The following is a 20,392-nucleotide window of genomic DNA, read 5'->3' on the forward strand; positions in this document are numbered from 1 at the left end:
ATAGGGTAAGCGCGCTGCTGGATATGCGCGTTCAAGCAGTTAGGCTGATGAGTAGGCAAATCCGCTCATCATAAAGGCTGAGCTGTGATGACGAGGGAATTATAGTACCGAAGTTCCTGATTCCACACTGCCAAGAAAAGCCTCTAGCGAGGCGGGAGGTGCCCGTACCGCAAACCGACACAGGTAGGCGAGGAGAGAATCCTAAGGTGATCGAGAGAACTCTCGTTAAGGAACTCGGCAAAATGACCCCGTAACTTCGGGAGAAGGGGTGCTCTGGTAGGGTGTATAGCCCGAGAGAGCCGCAGTGAATAGGCCCAGGCGACTGTTTAGCAAAAACACAGGTCTCTGCGAAGCCGCAAGGCGAAGTATAGGGGCTGACGCCTGCCCGGTGCTGGAAGGTTAAGAGGAGGGGTTATCCTTTGGGAGAAGCTCTGAATCGAAGCCCCAGTAAACGGCGGCCGTAACTATAACGGTCCTAAGGTAGCGAAATTCCTTGTCGGGTAAGTTCCGACCCGCACGAAAGGCGTAACGATCTGGGCACTGTCTCAACGAGAGACTCGGTGAAATTATAGTACCTGTGAAGATGCAGGTTACCCGCGACAGGACGGAAAGACCCCGTGGAGCTTTACTGTAGCCTGATATTGAATTTTGGTACAGCTTGTACAGGATAGGTAGGAGCCTGAGAAGCCGGAGCGCTAGCTTCGGTGGAGGCGTCGGTGGGATACTACCCTGGCTGTATTGAAATTCTAACCCGCGGCCCTGATCGGGCCGGGAGACAGTGTCAGGTGGGCAGTTTGACTGGGGCGGTCGCCTCCTAAAATGTAACGGAGGCGCCCAAAGGTTCCCTCAGAATGGTTGGAAATCATTCGTAGAGTGTAAAGGCACAAGGGAGCTTGACTGCGAGACCTACAAGTCGAGCAGGGACGAAAGTCGGGCTTAGTGATCCGGTGGTTCCGCATGGAAGGGCCATCGCTCAACGGATAAAAGCTACCCCGGGGATAACAGGCTTATCTCCCCCAAGAGTCCACATCGACGGGGAGGTTTGGCACCTCGATGTCGGCTCATCGCATCCTGGGGCTGTAGTCGGTCCCAAGGGTTGGGCTGTTCGCCCATTAAAGCGGTACGCGAGCTGGGTTCAGAACGTCGTGAGACAGTTCGGTCCCTATCCGTCGTGGGCGTAGGAAATTTGAGAGGAGCTGTCCTTAGTACGAGAGGACCGGGATGGACACACCGCTGGTGTACCAGTTGTCTTGCCAAAGGCATCGCTGGGTAGCTATGTGTGGACGGGATAAGTGCTGAAAGCATCTAAGCATGAAGCCCCCCTCAAGATGAGATTTCCCATAGCGTAAGCTAGTAAGATCCCTGAAAGATGATCAGGTTGATAGGTCAGAGGTGGAAGCGTGGCGACATGTGTAGCTGACTGATACTAATCGATCGAGGACTTAACCAAAACTTTAAAAGCGTAAGCTTTGCTCAGCAAACTGTTATCTAGTTTTGAGAGAGCAATCTCTTGTCTGGTGGCGATAGCGAAGAGGTCACACCCGTTCCCATACCGAACACGGAAGTTAAGCTCTTTAGCGCCAATGGTAGTTGGGACTTTGTCCCTGTGAGAGTAGGACGTTGCCAGGCCAATAAAAAGACTAGTCATTCAATGACTAGTCTTTTTTGTTTCTAAAAATTACAGCGTGAATTTAACTTTTAAATTATGTTACACTATAGTGGATTCATTTAATTTTTTATTATAAAAGTTCTTTTTGACGTTGTAAGAAACTTCTTTCAAACTGGAGGCTGCATTTTGGGTAAGAAATCAAAAAAAGTACTATACGAATTACAGGAAAATGAAACAATCGCAAGTTGTTTAGATCGGATGAAAAAAGATGGGTATATGCCCGTTCGACGAATGGAAAAGCCTATCTTTGAAGAAAAAGAAATAAATGGTAAAAAAGAGTATGTTCCGGTAAAGCAACAGATTGTTTTCGAAGGGAAAAGTCTCTAAATACGAACATTTTAATGATAAAAATAGTAAACATTCGATTTTTGGGTTGACTTTTTTCTGGTTTGGCTGTTATTATTAAGTTGTCAATTGAGATATCCGAAACCTCATATAATAGTGGGAATATGGCCCACGAGTTTCTACCCGATGACCGTAAATCATTGGACTATGAGGAGAGTACAATTACTAAATAGGTAAACATGATTCCTTTTCAAAAGGAATATTGATACATGAAACCTAGGGTAGTTGTGGCTTTCCTTTAGTGAGCCATAACATACCCTAGGTTTTTTTATAACGTGAAAAAGGAGCTTTTATTCATGAATGTAAAAGTTGCTGTTGTAATGGGCAGTCAGTCAGACTGGAGCACTATGAAATATGCGTGTGACATTTTAGATGAATTAAATATTGAATATGAAAAGAAAGTTGTATCAGCACATCGAACGCCGGATTATATGTTTGAATATGCTGAAACTGCTAAAGAACGAGGGATTAAAGTTATTATTGCTGGCGCTGGTGGTGCTGCTCACTTGCCTGGTATGATTGCTGCAAAAACAATTTTACCTGTAATAGGTGTACCAGTTAAATCAAGTAACTTAAACGGTTTAGATTCACTTTTATCGATTGTTCAAATGCCAGGCGGCGTACCGGTAGCTACAGTAGCTATTGGAAAAGCTGGTTCTACAAACGCTGGGTTGCTAGCAGCACAAATCTTAGCAACACAGGATTCAACGTTAAGTGATCAACTTGAAAATCGTAGAGAGTCTATTAAATCATCTGTGTTAGAAAGTAGTGATCAACTTGTCTAATTTACTTATACCTCCTGGTAAAACAATTGGAATCGTAGGCGGTGGACAGCTTGGGAGAATGATTGCACTATCTGCTAAAGAAATGGGTTATTACATTGCAGTGCTTGAACCAACAGAGGATTCTCCTTGCGGTCAAGTAGCAGATATTAAAGTCATTGGCAACTATGATGATAGAAAAGCGGTTGAACAGCTTGCTGAAGTGTCAGATGTCATCACTTATGAATTTGAAAACGTTGATGTTGAGATGATGAAATGGCTAGAAACAAAATGCTACGTGCCACAGGGCAGTCATTTACTAGCCGTTACACAAAATCGCCGTTTAGAAAAAGAAATGATTACAAAGCTTAATCTAGATGTTCCTGATTACGCAATCGTTACGACTGAAGAAGAACTTTTAAAAGCTGTCGAAACAATTGGTTATCCATGTGTCGTAAAAACTTGCCGAGGCGGATATGACGGTAAAGGGCAAGTTCTAGTGAAAAATGAGAATAATATTCGTGAAGCAGCTGAGCTATTAGCGCAATCAGAATGTATTGTAGAACAGTGGATGAACTTAGATAAAGAAGTATCAGTTATTGTACACCGCAATGCAAAAGGCGAAACGGTATGTTTACCAGTAGCTGAGAACATTCATAAGCATCATATTTTGCACCAAACGATTGTTCCAGCACGTATTACAGCAGATCAAGAAGCGAAAGCTCTTCAATATGCGCAGGAAATAGCAAAAGGATTAGATTTAGTTGGTACGTTAGCAGTTGAGATGTTTCTAACTAAAGAAGGTCAGATTTATATAAATGAAATGGCGCCTAGACCTCATAATTCAGGTCATTATTCAATCAATGCTTGTGATCTTTCTCAATTTCAACAGCATGTAAGAGCCATTTGTAACTGGACCCTAGCACAGCCGACTTTATTAAAACCTGCTGTTATGGTTAACCTATTAGGGGAACATATTGAGAACACAATGGCAAAAATCGAATGTTTAGATGATATGCACTTGCATTTGTACGGAAAAAAAGTTGCAAAAGAGAAGAGAAAAATGGGACATATCACGGTATTAGCTGATAAGATAGATGAGGCGATAGAAAAAGCCGAATCTCTAGGAATTTGGGAAAGAACGGAGGAAGTAACAACATGATTGAACGTTATACAAGACCAGAAATGGCAGCTATTTGGACAGAAGAAAATAAATTTAAAGCTTGGTTAGAAGTTGAAATTCTAGCTTGCGAAGCATGGTCAGAATTAGGACACATTCCGAAAGAAGATGTGAAGTTAATTCGTCAAAATGCATCTTTTGATATTAACCGCATCAATGAAATTGAACTAGAAACACGTCATGACGTAGTAGCTTTCACTCGTGCAGTATCTGAAACGCTTGGTGAAGAGCGCAAGTGGGTACACTACGGTTTGACTTCAACTGACGTAGTTGATACAGCACTATCTTATTTATTAAAGCAAGCTAATGAAATCTTGCTAAGTGACGTAGAGCGCTTTGTAGAAGTACTAAAGGAAAAAGCTCAAGAACATAAGTATACGGTTATGATGGGACGTACGCACGGTGTACACGCTGAGCCAACGACTTTTGGTTTGAAAATGGGGTTATGGTACGAAGAAATGAAGCGTAACCTAGAGCGTTTAAAACGTGCTGCAGCTGAAGTGGAATTCGGTAAAATGTCAGGAGCAGTTGGAACGTTTGCTAACATCGATCCTTTCGTTGAAAAATACGTATGTGAGAAGCTAGGGATTTCACCAGCACCAATCTCTACGCAAACATTACAGCGTGACCGTCATGCACACTATATGTCAGTCCTAGCGTTAATTGCGACATCTATTGAGAAATTTGCAGTAGAAGTTCGCGGTCTTCAAAAGAGTGAAACACGTGAGGTTGAAGAGTACTTTGCAAAAGGTCAAAAAGGATCATCTGCAATGCCTCATAAACGTAATCCAATCGGTTCTGAGAACGTAACGGGACTTGCTCGCTTAATTCGCGGCTATATGGTTACAGCTTATGATAATGTACCGCTTTGGCATGAGCGTGACATCTCTCATTCATCGGCAGAGCGTGTCATCTTACCTGATGCAACGATTGCTTTAAATTACATGTTAAATCGTTTTGCAAATATTGTTAAAAACTTAACAGTATTCCCTGACAACATGAAGCGCAACATGGATCGTACACTAGGGTTAATTTACTCACAGCGTGTACTGTTAACATTAATTAATAAAGGTATGGTACGTGAAGAAGCATACGACTTAGTACAGCCAAAAGCAATGGAAGCATGGGAAACTCAAGTTCCTTTCCGTTCTTTAATTGAAGGCGAAGAGCGTATTACTCGCCACTTATCACCAGAAGAGATTGAAGATTGCTTCGATCATAAGCACCATTTAAAAAATGTAGATATGATTTTTGAACGTTTAGGTCTTTAATAAAAAAGGCAAGGCACGTCCTTGCCTTTATCTAAGAAAGTGTATCTGAATATTCTGTATGTAGAGGTGACAGCATGGAAAAGCAAGAGTTACTTTATGAAGGAAAAGCGAAAAAAATTTACGCTACTGATGAGCAAGATGTATTGTGGGTTGCTTATAAAAACGAAGCTACAGCATTCAACGGTCAGAAAAAGGCAGAGATTAGCGGGAAAGCACAGCTGAACAACCAAATTAGTAGTTTACTATTTTCAATGTTACATGAGCAAGGGATTACAACTCACTTTGTGAAGCAGCTTTCAGATCATGAACAAGCGGTTAAGAAAGTAGAGATTGTTCCGCTTGAAGTTGTTGTACGAAATGCTACAGCAGGAAGCCTTGCGAAGCGAATTGGCGTAGAAGAAGGTATTCGCTTTGAACAGCCAATCGTTGAACTTTACTATAAAGATGACGCGCTTGGTGATCCGTTAATTCTTGCAGAACATGCAATTTTCCTTAAGGCTGCAACTCAAGAAGAGATTGATAGTTTAAAGGCACAAGCACTTCAAATCAACGAAGTATTATCGGAATTTTTCAAAGATAAAGACATTTTCTTGGTAGATTTTAAATTAGAATTCGGCCGTACTTCTCAAGGCGACATTATTTTAGCGGATGAAATTTCACCTGACACTTGCCGCTTCTGGGATGTTCATACGAACGAAAAATTAGATAAAGATGTATTCCGCAGAGACTTAGGCGGTTTAACAGAAGCATACGAAAAAATCTTACAGCGAATCGGAGGATAACCCAACCATGTATAAAGTAAAAGTATTTGTCACATTAAGAGAAAGTGTATTAGACCCTCAAGGAGTAGCCGTTAAAAATTCATTGCACCGTATGTCTTATGAAGAAGTTCAAGAAGTACGCATCGGTAAATTTTTAGAGCTAACAATCGACAGCACAGATTCATTAGATGAACGCGTAAAAGAAATGTGTGAAAAGCTTTTAGTTAATACAGTAATTGAAGATTACCGTTACGAGGTTGAGGAGGTTGTCGTACAGTGAAATTTGCTGTAATTGTTTTTCCAGGATCAAACTGTGACGTAGATATGTATCATGCTATCAAAGATGAGCTTGGTGAAGAAGTAGATTACGTTTGGCACGATACAGAATCATTAGATCAATATGATGGTATCTTGCTTCCAGGCGGTTTCTCATATGGAGATTACCTTCGTTCAGGTGCTATCGCTCGCTTCTCAAATGTAATGGACGCTGTAAAAAAAGCAGCAAGCCAAGGAAAGCCAGTACTAGGCGTATGTAATGGATTCCAAATTTTATTAGAAGCAGGATTACTACCAGGTGCTATGCGCCGTAATGAAAACTTAAAATTTATCTGTAAAACAGTGAATTTAAAAGTAGCTAATAACGAAACAATGTTTACAAATGCTTATGGCAAAGATGAAGTAATTGCTATTCCAGTGGCACACGGTGAAGGCAACTACTATTGTGATGAACACACGTTACAAAAATTGATTGAAAACAACCAGATTCTTTTCCAATACGCAGGTGATAATCCAAACGGAAGTCTTCAAGATATTGCAGGGATTACGAACGAAACAGGCAACGTATTAGGAATGATGCCTCACCCAGAAAGAGCGGTAAGCGATCTTTTAGGAAGCGCGGACGGACTTAAATTATTTCAATCAATCGTAAAGCAGTGGAGGGAACAAAATGTCGTTACTTCTTGAACCAAATGTAGAGCAAATTAAAGAACAAAAGTTATATCGAGACATGGGATTAACAGACGAAGAGTTTGCAAATGTAGAGCAACTGCTTGGTCGTACTCCTAACTATACAGAAACAGGCTTATTCTCTGTTATGTGGTCAGAGCACTGCAGTTATAAAAACTCTAAGCCTGTACTGAAAAAATTCCCTATCACGGGTGAAAAAGTATTACAAGGTCCTGGTGAAGGAGCTGGTATCGTCGATATCGGTGACAACCAAGCCGTTGTATTTAAAATCGAAAGTCATAACCATCCATCAGCGATTGAGCCTTATCAAGGAGCAGCAACTGGCGTAGGTGGTATCATTCGTGACGTCTTTTCAATGGGAGCAAGACCGATTGCACTTTTAAACTCTTTACGTTTTGGTGAATTAACATCTCCAAAGGTTCGTCATTTGTTTGAGGAAGTAGTAGCGGGAATCGCAGGTTACGGTAACTGTGTAGGAATCCCAACAGTAGGAGGAGAAATTCAGTTTGAAGCTTCATATGAAGGAAATCCGCTTGTTAACGCTATGTGTGTTGGTTTAATTAACCACGAAGACATTCAAAAAGGTCAAGCTAAAGGCGTTGGCAACACGGTTATGTACGTAGGAGCAAAAACGGGACGCGACGGTATCCACGGCGCTACATTTGCTTCTGAAGAGCTATCTGATCAGTCAGATGAAAAACGTCCTGCTGTACAAGTAGGAGATCCATTTATGGAAAAACTTCTTCTTGAAGCTTGCTTAGAGCTTATCAAGTGTGACGCTTTAGTCGGCATTCAAGATATGGGTGCCGCGGGCTTAACAAGTTCTTCAGCAGAGATGGCAAGTAAAGCAGGTTCTGGTATTGAAATGAACCTTAATCTTGTACCTCAGCGTGAAACAGGCATGACACCATATGAAATGATGCTTTCAGAATCTCAAGAGCGCATGCTCATCGTTGTTGAAAAAGGCCGTGAAAATGAAATCGTAGAAATCGTTGAAAAATACGGATTAGAAGCTGTTTCAGTTGGTCACGTAACCGACGATAAGCGCCTTCGTTTAACTCACAACGGAGAAGTAGTAGCAGATGTTCCTGTAGATGCATTAGCAGAAGATGCACCGGTATACCACAAACCATCTCAAGAACCAGCATACTATCGTGAGTTCCAAGAGCAGTCAGCATATGCTCCTACTGTTGAAAATCACAGTGATATGTTAGTAACGCTTTTAAAACAGCCTACGATTGCAAACAAAGAGTGGGTTTACAACCAATATGACTACCAAGTACGTACAAACACAGTTGTATCTCCTGGATCTGACGCGGCGGTTGTTCGTGTACGTGATACAAATAAAGCATTAGCGATGACAACAGACTGTAACTCTCGCTATTTATACCTAGACCCGGAAGTAGGCGGCCGTATCGCAGTGGCAGAAGCTGCTCGTAACCTTGTATGTTCTGGTGCACAGCCTCTTGCGATTACAGACTGCTTAAACTTCGGTAACCCTGAAAAACCAGAAATCTTCTGGCAAATTGAAAAAGCAACAGACGGTATGAGCGACGCTTGCCGTGAGCTATCGACTCCGGTTATCGGTGGTAACGTATCTCTTTACAATGAAACAAAAGGTGAAGCAATTTACCCAACTCCTGTTATTGGAATGGTTGGTTTGATCGAGGATATCAACCATATTACAACTCAATATGCGAAGAAAAAAGATGACTTAATCTATGTTATTGGTAAAGCTGAAGCAGAATTCGCAGGTACTGAGCTTCAAAAAGTACTAGAAAACGGTACGGTATTCGGCCATTCACCTAAATTAGATTTAGCAATTGAAAAAACACGTCAAGATCAGCTTCTTCAAGCAATTCGTGAAGGTGCAGTTCAGTCTGCTCACGATATTGCAGAAGGAGGATTCGCGGTAGCTCTAGCTGAAAAAGTGATGAACGGCAGCGGATTAGGTGTAAACGTAACGGTAAACGGTGAAGCAACAGCAGAGCTATTCAGTGAAACACAATCACGCTTTATCGTAACGGTTTCACCAGAGAATAAAGAAAAATTCGAAATGCTTGTACAAGATGCAGCATTAGTAGGTCGCGTAACAGAAGATGCAACATTAACTGTTAAACATCAAGAAAGTGTTCTTGTTCAGTTATCAGTTGAAGAATTAACTACTGCTTGGAAAGGAGCGCTTCCATGCTTGCTGAAATCAAAGGCTTAAACGAAGAATGTGGCGTATTCGGTGTATGGGGACATGAAAACGCAAGCCAGATTGCTTATTACGGTTTGCATAGCTTGCAACACCGCGGACAAGAAGGCGCTGGTATTGCTGTAACAGACGGTGAAAAAGTAACAGTGATGAAAGGCGTCGGCCTTGTTAACGAAGTATTTGGCCACGGAGAGTTAGAGCAACTAAACGGTAAAGCAGCAATTGGACACGTTCGTTATGCAACAGCTGGAGGCGGAGGGTTTGAAAATGTTCAACCCCTTCACTTCCGCTCTCATAGCGGAAGCATTGCGTTAGCTCATAATGGAAACTTGGTTAATGCAAATGCATTAAAGCATCAGCTGGAAAACCAAGGGAGTATTTTTCAATCAACATCTGATACAGAAGTACTGGCTCATTTAATTAAACGAAGCGGCTATGAAGATATGAAAGATAAAGTGAAAAATGCTTTATCAATGGTTAAAGGCGCATACGCATTCGTTATTTTAACAGAAGATACAATGATGGTTGCACTTGATCCTCACGGACTGCGTCCATTATCGATTGGACGATTAGGTGATGCCTATGTAGTAGCTTCTGAAACGTGTGCGTTTGATATTGTTGGAGCGGTTCATGAGCGTGATGTAGAGCCTGGTGAATTACTTATTATTAACGATGAAGGTATTCAATCAGAACGTTTCACATTAAATGTAAACCGCGCAATTTGCAGTATGGAATATATTTATTTCTCAAGACCAGATAGCAATATTGATGGAATCAATGTTCACTCTGCTCGTAAAAACCTTGGGAAACAACTTGCAGTTGAGTCACCAATTGAAGCAGACGTTGTAACAGGCGTTCCGGATTCAAGTATTTCAGCAGCAATCGGTTTTGCAGAACAGTCCGGGATCCCATACGAATTAGGTTTAATTAAGAATCGATACGTAGGCCGTACATTCATTCAGCCTTCACAAGAACTGCGTGAACAAGGTGTAAAAATGAAGTTGTCTCCCGTACGTAAAATTGTAGAGGGTAAGCGTGTTGTTATGGTAGATGATTCTATCGTTCGCGGCACAACAAGCCGACGCATTGTTCGTATGCTTCGAGAAGCAGGAGCAACTGAAGTACATGTACGCATCAGTTCACCACCTATCAAAAATCCATGTTTCTATGGAATTGACACGTCGTCATCCTCTGAGCTAATTGCTGCTACGCGTTCTGTTGAAGAAATTCGTGAATTAATTGAAGCAGATTCACTTGTTTTCTTAAGCAACGAAGGGTTAGTAGATGCAATCGGCAGACAGTATGAAGGCAATGGCGGACAGTGTATGGCATGTTTCACTGGAAAGTATCCAACTGAAATTTATCCAGATACTGTACACCCTCATGAAAAGGTAACTTGTTAGTTTTAACGTAAAAAAGGAGTGACAACATGTCATATTCATATAAACAAGCTGGAGTTGACTTAGAAGCAGGATATGAAGCTGTTTCACGTATTAAAAAGCACGTAGAACGCACTGCTCGTGCAGGTATTATGGGAACAGTCGGCGGCTTTGGCGGAATGTTTGATTTATCTACATTGAATTTAAAAGAGCCTGTTCTTGTTTCTGGTACAGATGGAGTAGGAACAAAATTGAAACTTGCTTTTCAAATGGATAAGCATGACACAATCGGTGTGGATGCAGTGGCCATGTGTGTAAACGACGTTTTAGCACAAGGAGCAGAGCCTCTTTACTTCTTAGATTATATTGCTTGCGGGAAAGCAGTTCCTGAAAAAATTGAATCGATTGTAAAAGGAATTGCAGACGGCTGTGAACAATCCAACTGTGCGTTAATTGGCGGAGAAACAGCTGAAATGCCAGGTTTATACGAAGAAGATGAATATGATCTTGCAGGGTTTACAGTAGGAGCAGTAGAAAAGTCAGAAATTATCACTGGAGATGAGATTAAAGCTGGACAGCTGTTGATCGGTATCTCATCTAGCGGTATTCACAGCAATGGCTACTCTCTTGTACGTAAAATTGTTGATGATCAAGGATTAAATCTTCACGAAACTTACGCTGGTTTTAATGAAAAGCTCGGAGTTGAGTTATTAACGCCAACAAAAATATACGTGAAGCCAGTCCTAAAAGCATTACATGCAGCTAAGGTGGCAGGTATGGCTCATATTACTGGAGGCGGATTTGTTGAAAATATCCCTCGTATGCTTCCTGAAGGTTTAGGTGTCGAAATCGATTACGGTTCTTGGCCAATTCCATACGTGTTTGATTTCCTTGAAGAGCAAGGCAAGCTAGACCGTAAAGAAATGTTTGAAGTATTCAACATGGGAATCGGATTTGTTTTAGCTGTTGAACCTGAAGATATGAATAAAGTCATTGAAGCAATTGAAAACGAAGGCGAAAAAGCATTTGTTATCGGACGTGTAAAAGAAGGAACAGGTGTTGAATTTGCTGGAGGGACGTTTGCATGATAAATATTGCAGTGTTTGCTTCTGGAAACGGCAGTAACTTTCAATCCATCTACGAAGCAACTCAGTCAGGTCGATTAAAAGCAAATATTGCGCTTGTTGTTTGTAATAAACCGGATGCATACGTAATTGAACGAGCAAAAGCATGTGGAATACCATGCTTTGTTTGTTCGCCTAAAAACTATGAAAATAAAGAAGCGTATGAAGCAGCAATTCTTGCAGAGCTTACATCAGCTAAAGTAGAATTTCTTGTTTTAGCAGGATATATGCGATTAGTTGGTTCGACGTTGCTTAAGCCATACAAAAATCGTATTGTTAATATTCACCCTTCGCTTTTACCTGCATTTCCTGGGATTGATGCTATTGGTCAAGCTTTTGATGCAGGAGTAAAAGTGATTGGAATTACCGTGCATTTTGTAGATGAAGGCATGGATACAGGACCAATTATTGACCAGCAGGCTATTCGCATTGAAAAAGGCGATACAAGAGAAACAGTTGAGGCCCGTATTCATGAAATTGAACATCAATTTTATCCCGCGGTACTGAATGAATTATTTGAACAAGCCGCAGTTAAATAAATAGGATGTAACCTTGTCAAAAAAGTTTTAATCCTTTACTATGGTAGAGTAGTAGTGAAAGAAAGATTTTAAATGAGAGATCGGATCAGGAGGAGTTTACAAAATGACAGCAAAACGCGCGCTTATTAGTGTATCTGATAAAGAAGGTATTGTTTCATTTGCACAAGAATTAAAGGACTTAGGAGTAGAAATTATTTCAACTGGCGGTACAAAGCGTACCCTAGAAGAAAACGGCATTGACGTTATCGGAATTTCTGAAGTAACTGGTTTCCCAGAAATTTTAGACGGCCGTTTAAAAACATTGCATCCTAACGTTCACGGTGCTTTATTAGCGTTACGCGATAATGAAGAGCATCAAGCTCAAATGAAAGAGCATAATATCTCGCCAATCGACTTTGTAGTTGTAAACTTATACCCATTTAAAAAGACAATTGAAAAAGAGGATGTAACGCTTGCTGAAGCGATTGAGAATATTGACATCGGTGGACCTACAATGCTTCGTTCAGCTGCGAAAAATTATCGTTCTGTCTCAGTTGTAGTAGATCCAAGCGATTACGCAACCGTAGTAGAAGAGTTAAAAGCAGATGGCAATGTTTCATTTGAAACCAACCAACGATTAGCAGCAAAAGTATTCCGTCATACGGCAGCTTATGATGCATTAATCGCTGAATACTTAACAAATATTACAGGTGAAACAACTCCTGAGAAATTAACAGTAACGTATGAGCGTGTTCAAGGCTTACGATACGGAGAAAATCCTCACCAACAAGCTTCTTTCTATAAAAAGCCGTTAACACAAAAAGGTTCTATTGCAACAGCTACGCAGCTGCATGGAAAAGAGTTATCATACAATAATATCAACGATGCAAACGCAGCTCTTCAAATCGTAAAAGAATTCAAAGAGCCGGCTATCGTAGCAATCAAACATATGAATCCTTGCGGTGTAGGTGTGGGTGAAACAATTGCTCAAGCTTATCAAAAAGCATACGAAGCGGATCCTACATCTATCTTTGGCGGCATCGTAGCAGCTAACCGTCCTATCGACCGTGAAACGGCTATTCAGTTAAAAGAAATTTTCTTAGAAATCATCATTGCTCCTGCGTTCGATCAAGAAGCATTAGATGTATTAACAGCTAAGAAAAACCTTCGTTTACTAACGATAGAGCTTGATGAAAAAGCAGAAAAAGAAGCTTTCTTAACATCTGTAAAAGGCGGCGTGCTTGTTCAGGATGAAGACGTATTCGGATTTGATGATGCAACGATTACTGTTCCAACGAAACGTGAGCCAACAGAAAAAGAGTGGGCAGATTTAAAATTAGCATGGAAAGTTGTTAAAAATGTTAAGTCTAATGCTATTGTACTTGCAAAAGATGACATGACAATTGGCGTAGGGGCTGGTCAAATGAATCGCGTAGGCGCTGCAAAAATTGCGATTGAACAAGCTGGTGAAAAAGCACAAGGTTCAGCTTTAGGTTCAGATGCGTTCTTCCCAATGGGCGATACAGTAGAAGCAGCAGCTAAAGCAGGAATCACAGCTATTATTCAGCCAGGCGGATCAATTCGTGATGAAGAGTCAATTGCAAAAGCAGATGAATACGGCATCGCAATGGTATTTACAGGCGTAAGACATTTTAAACATTAATGAGGTGAAGAACGTGAATGTTTTAGTTATTGGAAAAGGCGGAAGAGAGCATACAATTGCATGGAAAGCTTCAAAAAGTCCACTTGTTAACGAAGTATTTGTAGCACCAGGGAATCCAGGTATGAGAGACGTGGCAACGATTGTACCAATCGATGAAAGCAGCCAAGAAGAGCTTGTGCAGTTTGCAAAAGAAAACAAGATTGGGTTAACAATTGTTGGACCAGAAAATCCGCTAATTGAAGGCATTGTTGATCGATTTGAACAAGAAGGTCTTCCGGTCTTTGGGCCGCGCAAACAAGCAGCGATGATTGAAGGAAGCAAAAGCTTTGCAAAAGAGCTCATGAAAAAGTATGATATTCCAACCGCAGCGTATGAAACATTTACGTCTTACGAGGAAGCAAAAGCATATGTGGAAAAGCAAGGCGCTCCAATTGTTATCAAAGCAGACGGCTTAGCAGCTGGAAAAGGTGTAACTGTTGCTTTAACAGTGGAAGAAGCTGTAGATACATTACGTGATTTTCTAGTTGACCAAAAATTTAAAGAAGCAAGTGCAAAAGTAGTTGTAGAAGAATTTTTGGATGGTGAAGAATTTTCATTAATGGCATTTGTACGCGGTACAAATGTATATCCAATGGTAATTGCACAAGATCATAAGCGTGCTTTTGACGGCGATCAAGGTCCGAACACAGGAGGCATGGGAGCTTACTCTCCTGTTCCGCAAATCAGTGATGCAGAAGTACAAGAGGCTGTAGAAAACATCTTACTTCCAATGGCTAAAGGATTAGCTGAAGAAGGCTGTGAGTATACAGGAATTCTATATGCTGGTCTGATTCAAACACAAAAAGGACCAAAAGTTATTGAATTTAATGCGCGTTTTGGAGATCCTGAAACACAGGTTGTACTGCCGCGTATGAAAAGCGATTTAGTCGATGTGCTTCTTCGCATTTTGAAAGAAGAAAAAGTAGAAATTGAATGGGATAACGAAGCAGCTATTGGAATTGTATTAGCAGCAGCAGGCTACCCAGAAGCTTATCAAAAGGGTGCGCCAATTAACGGATTGGATGCGATTAGTGAAGACGCGCTTGTTTTCCACGCTGGTACAGCTTTAGAAAACGACACATACGTTTCAAACGGCGGCCGTGTTCTATTAGTAGGTGCCAAAGGAGCAACCCTTCAAGAAGCGCAGCAAGAAGTATACAAACAAATGGCTCATATCGATGTAGAAAAAGGCTTTTTCTATCGCAAAGACATCGGCCATCGTGCATTAACAAAAGCAGCTTTAAAATAACAAAGGAGAGCTCCGGCTCTCCTTTTTACCTTATGAAGGATTATACGTTTCTTCGTTTCCATTTGGATGGTGTTCATGCTCATCATGTTTTTGACATGAATCATATGCGTACGTAAGGGGGCAAAAACGCGTGATGCCTTCTGCAACTTTTAAAGCTCCCATTAACCCCAAGAAGATGTATGAATCTTTGTACGGTCTGCGAGATAAACGAGATGTTGTCCAAGAAAGAAGGGTAAAGCCCAATGTAAGTCGAATTAATGCGTTAACAATGCCGATATTTGGTTTCATGTTTTATCACCTTTATTCATAAAATTAATAACAGTTTCTGAATGCGTTTACATCACGGATGTGTTACGATAAAAATACATAGTAAATTAGGGGGAATTTAGCATGCCGGAACAAAGATACCGCTGGAAAAGCAAACATATTAGACAGCAGCTCTTAGTATTAAACGGTCAAAAAGCACCAACTATTGTCTTAAAAGATGCAACATATTTGAACGCTCGAATGAAGCAGTGGAAAAAAGCACATATTTGGGTTTACCAAGATCGTATTGTATACGTTGGCTCAGAGATGCCTAAGCACACAGACGCTTCTACAGAGATTATAGACTGCAGTGATAAATATGTGGTTCCTGGGTATATTGAGCCGCATGTTCACCCGTTTCAGTTATATAATCCCCAGACTTTTTCCCAATATGCAGCCAAGCACGGAACAACGACTTTATTTAATGATAATTTAATTCTCGCTTTACAGCTTGAACAAAAAACGGCATTTTCATTGATTGAAGAAATGAAAACGTTACCACAATCGCTGTATTGGTGGTGCAGATTTGATTCGCAGACGGAAATTGATGAAGAGTCTGATATCTTCTCACATACAAACATTACTTCTTGGCTACAAAATGAAGCTGTCTTACAAGGAGGCGAACTGACAAGTTGGCCGAAGCTTTTAGACGGAGATGATTTAATGCTTCACTGGGTTCAAGAGACAAAACGAATGAGGAAGCACATTGAAGGACATTTCCCGGGGGCATCAGCATTTACCTTGGCAAAAATGAAATTGCTCGGGGCAGACAGCGATCATGAGTCTATGACAGGGGAAGATGTTGTTGCTCGGTTAACGCAAGGCTATGACGTCGCTTTGCGCCACTCCTCGATTCGTCCGGATTTACCAAAGTTGCTGCAGGAGTTAAAAGAGCTGGGAGTAGATTATTTTGACCACATTACGATGAATACAGACGGCTCTCCGCCTTCTTTTTACCAAAACGGCGTGTCAGACATGTTAATTACATTAGCTATTTCAGAAGGAGTTCCCGTGTTAGATGCTTATAATATGGTGTCTGTAAATATTGCTCGCTATTATAACATGGAACATTTGCATGGCCATGTAGCAACAGGCTGTGTGGCTAATATTAATATTTTAGAAGATCCTATGCGGCCTACTCCGGTATCTGTGCTAGCAAAAGGAAAGTGGATGAAAAAAGAAGGCAAAGAGCAAGCATTAGCCTCGGTAGAATTTCCTTGGGAAAAGTTTGGTTTTTCACCGTTAAAGTTAGACTTTGATTTAACGATGGACGATTTTCAATTTTCAATGCCAGTAGGCGTAAAAATGAAAAATGCTGTTATTATGGAGCCGTATTCCATTCACTTAAATGTGAGCGGAGATGTATTAGCCTCTGATCATGATGAAAGCTTTTTAGTGCTGGTGGACCGAGAAGGCAAGTGGCGCATCAATACGCTGTTAAAAGGATTTGCGACAAATGTATCTGGATTGGCGAGTTCATTTTCAAATACAGGTGATTTTATTTTAATTGGAAAATCGAAAAAAGATATGATGTGTGCATTTAAACGTATGAAAGAAATTGGCGGCGGTATTGTCATTACAGAAGGAGAGAAGGTAGTATATGAATTGGATCTTCCGTTAAAAGGAGTCATGTCGAATCTGCCGATGGAAGAGTTAAGTAAACGAGAGGTGGAACTCAAGAAAGTGCTGGGTGACCGAGGATACAAACACGATGATCCTGTCTATTCACTGCTGTTCTTTTCATCTACACATTTGCCTTATATTCGTATCACGCCAGTAGGAATTTATGACGTTATGAATAAAAAAGTACTTTTTCCGTCTATAATGCGTTAAAATATAAAAGTATCAAAGGAATTTGAAATTTGTATGAAATTGGCTGTCTTCATACAGAATGAATGTATGTGCAAATAAATATAGAAACTGTATTTTATAGATAGAAACAACCAGTAAAGAAAGCCAATGATAAAGGAGTTCGATACGATGCAAATCAACAAACTACGAGGAAAAGAATTAGATCAGCTATTTCAAGCGATTTTATCATTAGAAAACATTGAAGAATGCTATCAATTTTTTGATGACCTATGTACAGTTAATGAAATTCAATCATTAGCACAGCGCTTAGAAGTAGCAAGAATGCTAAGAGAAGGCAACACGTACCATAAAATTGAGACGGAAACTGGAGCAAGCACAGCGACGATTTCCCGTGTTAAACGCTGCTTGAATTATGGAAGCGATGCGTATCAAATGGTGTTAGAACGCCTTCAAGAAGATTCAAATCAAAAGTAAAGCGTATGGCTGAAGCAGCCATACGCTTATTTTTTTAATTAAAATTGAGTTGCTTCTTCAATGATATTTTTAAGGTCGCTAATTGCTACACGTTTTTGTTCCATTGTGTCGCGGTTACGGATTGTTACTTGATTGTCTTCTAATGAATCGAAGTCGAATGTAATACAGAACGGCGTACCGATTTCATCATGGCGACGGTAACGTTTACCGATTGAACCAGCATCATCATAGTCAATCATAAAGTATTTTGCTAAATCTTCAAAAACAGCGCGAGCTTCGTTAGAAAGCTTTTTAGAAAGTGGTAATACAGCAGCTTTAAATGGTGCTAAAGCAGGGTGAAGCTGCATAACTGTACGAGAAGAGCCATCTTCTAACGTTTCTTCTTCATATGCATCAATCATATAAGCTAATGTTACACGGTCAGCCCCTAAAGAAGGCTCGATGCAGTAAGGTACATAGCGTTCGTTTGTTTCTTGATCAACATATTGGAAGTCTTCTCCAGAGTGTTCCATGTGCTGTTTTAAGTCGTAGTCAGTACGAGAAGCTACGCCCCATAGTTCGCCCCAGCCGAATGGGAACTTGTATTCAAAGTCTGTTGTTGCATTACTGTAGTGAGAAAGTTCATCATCATCATGGTCGCGAAGACGAACGTTTTCTTCTTTCATACCAAGAGAAAGAAGCCATTTGTTACATGTTTCTTTCCAGTAGTTAAACCACTCTAATTCAGTGCCTGGTTTACAGAAGAATTCAAGTTCCATTTGTTCAAATTCACGCGTACGGAATGTGAAGTTACCAGGTGTAATTTCGTTACGGAAGCTTTTACCCACTTGGCCAATACCGAATGGAAGCTTTTTACGCATTGAGCGCTGAACGTTTTTAAAGTTTACGAAAATACCTTGAGCCGTTTCAGGACGAAGATAAATTTCATTTGTTGATGTTTCAGTTACACCTTGGTGCGTTTTGAACATTAAGTTAAATTGGCGAATTTCAGTGAAGTTAGCTGAACCACACTCAGGGCATGTAATTTCGTGTTCTTTAATTAAGTCAGCCATTGCATCAAATGAAAGGCCGTCTACGATCATTTCAATGCCTTTTTCTTGAAGCTTTTCTTCAATTAATTTATCGGCACGGTGACGAGCTTTACAATCCTTACAGTCGATCATTGGGTCATTAAAGTTTCCTAAGTGACCAGAAGCTTCCCATGTTTTTGGATTCATTAAAATCGCAGCGTCTAAACCAACGTTGTATGGAGATTCTTGAATGAATTTTTTCCACCATGCTTTTTTAATATTGTTCTTTAATTCTACGCCAAGCGGGCCGTAATCCCATGTATTTGCAAGACCGCCGTAAATTTCAGAACCTTGAAATACAAAGCCACGGTGTTTGGCGTGAGATACGATTTGATCCATTGTTTTTGACATTCTAATTCCTCCTGTAAATGGTAGTAATTCAAGCGAAACAAAAAGAGCGGGTACAAAAAAACTCTCGTCCTTGGGCATATCAACAATATGCCCAGGGACGAGAGTTTTTCCCGCGGTTCCACCCTGGTTGATACAAAATGTATCCACCTTCGTCTGTATATACTCCAGATTGCCTTTTCCTTAAACCATTCTCTAGGCTCTCACCGTCCCTAGTTCGCTTTGTGAAGAGGATTTAAGTACTATTGATCCTTCAGCGTATATCATATGAATTTTAGTAGCTATATATTAGCATATCCTATGCAGAGAAACAATAACCTTGTGCAAAATGGGCTTTTTTTGTGATGTTTTCTTTCGGAATTTGAGGATAAAACCGTATCTTTTATCCATATTTTTTGAAAACAAAAAACGTGATGAAAAGTTCGGTTTTCCTTTCATTTCACCCTCCTAGTTTTGTTATAATGAACAAATGGACGAGCGCGAACTTTTAAGTGTAAAGAAATGGAGGAACCTATATGTATGATATTAAAGAGTGGAGACATGTCTTTAAATTAGATCCTAATAAAGAGATTTCAGATGCAGATTTAGAGAAAATTTGCGAATCCGGCACGGATGCGGTTCTTGTCGGAGGATCTGACGGAGTGACTCTAGACAATGTACTGCAGTTGTTAATGCGTATTCGCCGCTACACGGTGCCGTGTGCGCTAGAAGTATCAACCATTGACTCTGTAACGCCTGGGTTTGATTCTTATTTCATTCCGACCGTTTTAAACAGCAAGGATCCAAAGTGGATTGTTGACTTACATCATGCGGCGATGAAGGAATACGGAGAGATTATGGATTGGGATGAAATTTTTGTAGAAGGATACTGCGTTCTTAACCCCGAAGCAAAAGTGGCTGGCCTAACGGAAGCGAAAACTGATTTGGATGCAGAAGACGTTGTAGCGTATGCTCGCATGGCTGAACGCATGTTTCATTTGCCCGTTTTCTATCTAGAATACAGCGGAACATATGGAGACCCTGCATTAGTGGCAGAAGTGAAAAATTCTCTAAATGAGACGAAGTTGTTTTACGGCGGGGGTATTGTAACAAAAGAGCAAGCGAGCGAGATGGGAGAGCTAGCGGACACGGTTATTGTAGGAAATGTTATCTATACGGATTTATCTGAAGCGTTAAAAACTGTAAAAGCGGTAAAAAAGAATATTGCACAGTGAAAAATAAATAAAGTAGAATAGAGAATATATGTTCGATATAGGC

18 protein-coding genes, 2 rRNA genes and 1 riboswitch (1 of these 21 cut by a window edge) are annotated in these 20,392 nt (G+C 40.6%); of the genes, 18 read left to right on the forward strand and 2 right to left on the reverse strand.

What is annotated here, in order from left to right; all coding sequences use genetic code 11:
- The 15 genes from U9R83_RS01390 to purD form a co-directional block, all read left to right on the forward strand.
- A 23S ribosomal RNA gene (locus U9R83_RS01390) occupies window positions 1-1,450 on the forward strand (it extends 1,486 nt beyond the left edge of the window).
- A gap of 63 nt (window positions 1,451-1,513) precedes the next feature.
- Window positions 1,514-1,629 (forward strand): 5S ribosomal RNA (gene rrf / locus U9R83_RS01395).
- Window positions 1,630-1,795: 166 nt separating this feature from the next.
- A complete protein-coding gene (locus U9R83_RS01400) occupies window positions 1,796-1,996 on the forward strand; it encodes an NETI motif-containing protein (protein WP_014461942.1) in 201 nt (66 codons plus the stop codon).
- Between the two features lie 84 nt (window positions 1,997-2,080).
- Window positions 2,081-2,182, forward strand: a riboswitch (purine riboswitch).
- Window positions 2,183-2,310: 128 nt separating this feature from the next.
- Window positions 2,311-2,799, forward strand: a complete 489-nt coding sequence (purE, locus tag U9R83_RS01405) for a 5-(carboxyamino)imidazole ribonucleotide mutase (protein ID WP_014461941.1) — start codon at window positions 2,311-2,313, stop codon at window positions 2,797-2,799.
- A complete protein-coding gene (purK, locus tag U9R83_RS01410) occupies window positions 2,792-3,937 on the forward strand; it encodes a 5-(carboxyamino)imidazole ribonucleotide synthase (protein ID WP_042992379.1) in 1,146 nt (381 codons plus the stop codon). The genes purE and purK overlap by 8 nt, the downstream gene beginning before the upstream one ends.
- Window positions 3,934-5,226, forward strand: coding sequence for an adenylosuccinate lyase (gene purB, locus U9R83_RS01415; RefSeq protein ID WP_013055036.1), 1,293 nt, complete (start codon window positions 3,934-3,936; stop codon window positions 5,224-5,226). Before purK ends, purB begins: the two co-directional genes overlap by 4 nt.
- A 74-nt stretch (window positions 5,227-5,300) precedes the next feature.
- A complete protein-coding gene (purC, locus tag U9R83_RS01420) occupies window positions 5,301-6,008 on the forward strand; it encodes a phosphoribosylaminoimidazolesuccinocarboxamide synthase (RefSeq protein ID WP_115652926.1) in 708 nt (235 codons plus the stop codon).
- A gap of 7 nt (window positions 6,009-6,015) precedes the next feature.
- Entirely contained in the window at window positions 6,016-6,267 is a 252-nt protein-coding gene (gene purS / locus U9R83_RS01425; protein ID WP_014461938.1) for a phosphoribosylformylglycinamidine synthase subunit PurS, read from the forward strand.
- Window positions 6,264-6,950 (forward strand): phosphoribosylformylglycinamidine synthase subunit PurQ, encoded by a 687-nt coding sequence (purQ, locus tag U9R83_RS01430; RefSeq protein ID WP_013055039.1) that lies wholly within the window; start codon window positions 6,264-6,266, stop codon window positions 6,948-6,950. Before purS ends, purQ begins: the two co-directional genes overlap by 4 nt.
- Window positions 6,934-9,165 carry a phosphoribosylformylglycinamidine synthase subunit PurL gene (gene purL, locus U9R83_RS01435; protein ID WP_182421572.1) on the forward strand — a complete coding sequence of 744 codons (2,232 nt, stop codon included), beginning with the start codon at window positions 6,934-6,936 and terminating at the stop codon, window positions 9,163-9,165. The genes purQ and purL overlap by 17 nt, the downstream gene beginning before the upstream one ends.
- Complete coding sequence (purF, locus tag U9R83_RS01440; protein WP_042992377.1) at window positions 9,141-10,556, forward strand: amidophosphoribosyltransferase; 1,416 nt, start codon at window positions 9,141-9,143, stop codon at window positions 10,554-10,556. The genes purL and purF overlap by 25 nt, the downstream gene beginning before the upstream one ends.
- 26 nt (window positions 10,557-10,582) lie before the next feature.
- Window positions 10,583-11,620 (forward strand): phosphoribosylformylglycinamidine cyclo-ligase, encoded by a 1,038-nt coding sequence (gene purM, locus U9R83_RS01445; RefSeq protein ID WP_014461935.1) that lies wholly within the window; start codon window positions 10,583-10,585, stop codon window positions 11,618-11,620.
- The gene (gene purN / locus U9R83_RS01450) at window positions 11,617-12,195 is read left to right on the forward strand and encodes a phosphoribosylglycinamide formyltransferase (protein ID WP_014461934.1); all 579 of its coding nucleotides are present in this window, start codon (window positions 11,617-11,619) and stop codon (window positions 12,193-12,195) included. The genes purM and purN overlap by 4 nt, the downstream gene beginning before the upstream one ends.
- 103 nt (window positions 12,196-12,298) lie before the next feature.
- On the forward strand, window positions 12,299-13,837 hold the full coding sequence (purH, locus tag U9R83_RS01455; protein ID WP_025752921.1) for a bifunctional phosphoribosylaminoimidazolecarboxamide formyltransferase/IMP cyclohydrolase: 1,539 nt from the start codon (window positions 12,299-12,301) through the stop codon (window positions 13,835-13,837).
- 13 nt (window positions 13,838-13,850) lie between these two features.
- Window positions 13,851-15,125, forward strand: a complete 1,275-nt coding sequence (gene purD / locus U9R83_RS01460; protein ID WP_042992374.1) for a phosphoribosylamine--glycine ligase — start codon at window positions 13,851-13,853, stop codon at window positions 15,123-15,125.
- A gap of 30 nt (window positions 15,126-15,155) precedes the next feature.
- Here purD and U9R83_RS01465 read toward each other — a convergent pair whose 3' ends face one another.
- Window positions 15,156-15,413 (reverse strand): YgaP family membrane protein, encoded by a 258-nt coding sequence (locus U9R83_RS01465; RefSeq protein WP_016762773.1) that lies wholly within the window; start codon window positions 15,411-15,413, stop codon window positions 15,156-15,158.
- 102 nt (window positions 15,414-15,515) lie between these two features.
- Between U9R83_RS01465 and U9R83_RS01470 the strand changes: the two genes are divergently transcribed.
- Together U9R83_RS01470 and U9R83_RS01475 are read left to right on the forward strand one after the other, a co-directional pair.
- Entirely contained in the window at window positions 15,516-17,264 is a 1,749-nt protein-coding gene (locus U9R83_RS01470; protein ID WP_243550154.1) for an adenine deaminase C-terminal domain-containing protein, read from the forward strand.
- A gap of 147 nt (window positions 17,265-17,411) precedes the next feature.
- On the forward strand, window positions 17,412-17,717 hold the full coding sequence (locus U9R83_RS01475) for a YerC/YecD family TrpR-related protein (protein ID WP_013055048.1): 306 nt from the start codon (window positions 17,412-17,414) through the stop codon (window positions 17,715-17,717).
- Window positions 17,718-17,755: 38 nt separating this feature from the next.
- Here U9R83_RS01475 and U9R83_RS01480 read toward each other — a convergent pair whose 3' ends face one another.
- On the reverse strand, window positions 17,756-19,138 hold the full coding sequence (locus U9R83_RS01480) for a glycine--tRNA ligase (protein ID WP_013055049.1): 1,383 nt from the start codon (window positions 19,136-19,138) through the stop codon (window positions 17,756-17,758).
- Between the two features lie 512 nt (window positions 19,139-19,650).
- Between U9R83_RS01480 and U9R83_RS01485 the strand changes: the two genes are divergently transcribed.
- Window positions 19,651-20,349 (forward strand): heptaprenylglyceryl phosphate synthase, encoded by a 699-nt coding sequence (locus U9R83_RS01485; protein ID WP_014461932.1) that lies wholly within the window; start codon window positions 19,651-19,653, stop codon window positions 20,347-20,349.
- Window positions 20,350-20,392: the final 43 nt, after the last annotated feature.

The organism is Priestia sp. LL-8, from assembly GCF_036227845.1.
Lineage (GTDB): Bacteria > Bacillota > Bacilli > Bacillales > Bacillaceae_H > Priestia > Priestia zanthoxyli.